This is a genomic window from Bythopirellula sp. (assembly GCF_041737835.1).
In the GTDB taxonomy this organism is placed as follows: Bacteria; Planctomycetota; Planctomycetia; order Pirellulales; family Lacipirellulaceae; genus Bythopirellula.
This window is the reverse complement of record NZ_JBGSQY010000060.1, coordinates 1-2416: the sequence shown is the minus strand read 5'-3', so window position 1 is coordinate 2416 and position 2416 is coordinate 1. Positions and strand designations below refer to the sequence as shown.

The 2416-nt window shown below is 53.8% G+C and carries 3 protein-coding genes; 2 read left to right on the top strand and 1 reads right to left on the bottom strand.

Features of this window, described 5'->3' with window-relative positions; all coding sequences use genetic code 11:
- The first annotated feature begins 74 nt into the window (after nucleotides 1-74).
- Complete coding sequence (locus tag AC6T8Q_RS18215; protein WP_500680441.1) at nucleotides 75-659, top strand: NAD-dependent epimerase/dehydratase family protein; 585 nt, start codon at nucleotides 75-77, stop codon at nucleotides 657-659.
- Nucleotides 660-687: 28 nt separating this feature from the next.
- On the opposite strand, the gene AC6T8Q_RS18210 is transcribed toward AC6T8Q_RS18215, so the two are convergent.
- Nucleotides 688-1416 carry a methyltransferase domain-containing protein gene (locus AC6T8Q_RS18210; RefSeq protein ID WP_500680440.1) on the bottom strand — a complete coding sequence of 243 codons (729 nt, stop codon included), beginning with the start codon at nucleotides 1414-1416 and terminating at the stop codon, nucleotides 688-690.
- A gap of 107 nt (nucleotides 1417-1523) precedes the next feature.
- Here AC6T8Q_RS18210 and AC6T8Q_RS18205 point away from each other — a divergent pair, with 107 nt between their 5' ends.
- The gene (locus tag AC6T8Q_RS18205; RefSeq protein WP_500680439.1) at nucleotides 1524-2306 is read left to right on the top strand and encodes a sulfotransferase family protein; all 783 of its coding nucleotides are present in this window, start codon (nucleotides 1524-1526) and stop codon (nucleotides 2304-2306) included.
- Nucleotides 2307-2416 lie beyond the last annotated feature (110 nt).

Sequence of the window (2416 nt, the reverse complement as noted above, 5' to 3'; positions counted from 1 at the left end):
CGCAAGCTCAAGCCGCTGCCGCCTGACCTCGCTCGTCACCAAGATTCGACGATAGCTCGCTCGTTCATCCGCAAATCGAGAGTTATTGGGGTAACGTCAATCCAATTGGGCCTCGTTCGTGCTACGATGAAGGAAAGCGGTGCGCCGAGACTCTATTCTTCGATTACTGGCGCCAGCACCGACTTGAGATTAAAGTGGCTCGGATTTTCAACACTTATGGCCCCCGCATGCATCCGAATGACGGGCGCGTTGTTTCTAACTTCATTGTGCAGGCTTTACTCGGCCGCAATATCACAATCTATGGCGACGGTAGCCAGACGCGATCGTTCTGTTATGTTGATGATTTGATCGAAGGCCTGATGCGGCTTATGCTTTCACCTAGTGAGGTTACGGGCCCAATCAATCTCGGAAATCCGGAAGAGTTTACGATCCTTGAGCTTGCGGCATCCGTGGTCGCTTTGACCAACTCCAAGTCCAGGATTGTTTATCAGCCGCGTCCTGAGGATGACCCACGTGTTAGGCGACCCGACATTTCGGTGGCGCAGGACGTCCTCGGATGGGTGCCGCGAGTTTCACTGAAAGAAGGGCTTGTACGGACAATTGCGTATTTTGATCGGTTGCTTGATGATCCAAGTGTGCGATCAACGCTGATGGAGTAGAATGATTCTGCGATTGTGAAAAGTTTGCTCAACGATATGCCGCGCGCTTGATGGCAACGATCGTCTCAGTGAACTCACCCAGAATACCATGAGTTTTGTCTTGGTAACGCCGTATCTCCACATCGAAATCGGCAGCTTTAGCAATCATTTGGTCGATGTCATAGCCGTACTTTACGGTTAGCAAAGATCCCTGATCGCTGACCGGATTGCCGTGGTATTCTGGTGTCTCGACCAGATGCTGGACTGTACCGTCTGGCGATCGAACAGCTTGCTTCGTAGTAGTCACCAAGTGCTTGTAAATTGGTGCGGTATGAACATGCATGCCGCCGGGCCGCAGCGTTCGCCAGATCTCGCGATGTGCGCTTGAGGGGTCGAACAGATGCTCCATAACGTCTTGGGTAACAAATAGATCGAAGGTATTTGCCTCGAAAGTCATGGCCTCAATATTCTCAACGCGCGCACCGCGGAACATCGATCCGGGGCACTTATCGGGATAGAAGTGCGACGCACTGTATCCGCTAGCCTGGATACGTAACTTTTCAGAAAGGCCGCGTGGCGCGGGCGAGGACTCGTGAATATTGGCATTGCGCCAGTCAGGATATACTGATTTTAGCGTAAGCATCAGTGCGCGCTCGCGGGGGATCGAATGGCACTGCAAACAGGCGAGGTGATCTCGTAGCCACTCATTCGTTGCGACAAACGTGGCCGGACCTTCGCAGATTGGGCAAAAGCCTCGCAGTTCCAGCCTGAAGCTCACTCTAATTCCCTTCAAAAAATAGGAAAGTCTCGCAATATACTCGAGTCGAGGGAACGCCGCTTGCCATAGTCAATTATTGACTTGCTACATGTGAGTCGACGGCTGACATGGTAGCATTTAAGCTGACGAGAATGAAAAGTATTCTATTTCCTCATATTCCGAAAACAGCGGGGACTTCGATATACTGTGCGTTCTGCAATGTGTTTGGTGACGCCAACGTCACACGCTTTGCCCGAGCGGTGCCGCCGCCCGGCAGCGATCCAAGCGACTTTTTGCGGCCATACCTCGGAAGAAGCGCAGCGATCATCGGCCATCTATCTTATCCGTTTTGGGAGCGCTTTATACCACAGGCGCACGCCTTCACGGTGCTGCGTGAGCCCGTCGCGCGCGTCTTGTCGCTTTTTCGGTATTTGCAGACGCGCCCCACTGACGAACTCGCCATCTACGGATTGGCAAAACGGTTTACCATTTCAGATTTCCTAGCGTGCCGTCATTCGGAAGTCGGGCAACAGATTGATAATGGAATGTGCCGTTTCCTTGGGAGCTACTTCGACAGTGGTGATCTCAGAGTTTCCGCGGATCCACAGGAGTTTTTGGAGCGTGCTGAGGATACTCTCGGCACGCTCGATGTAGCTCTCATTGAGGACTTGGAATTGGCTCTCGAGAGATGGGCGGCCGGTTGGGGCATTCCGTTCGCGATCGAGATTCCGCGTGAGAACGTTACCTGGCCCTTGCAGAGTGACGAGCCGTCCGGCTCTGATTTGGCCGAGATCATCGCACGAAACGCACTAGATATTGCGCTATATAATAGGGCGCGGAATGTCCGGGTCCGGCTGGATTGTTATTGCACGGTTCCCGAGTCACCGGTGTCAATCGGCGCCCAATATTGACCCCGCATCGGCGTCCAACTTTGACCCCCTTGAGCGGCGGGTTTTGGCGGAAGCGCTCGCGCCGTCGGAGCTGGTCGGGGTTGCGGAGACGGCGCGAGCGCGGGTTGTTT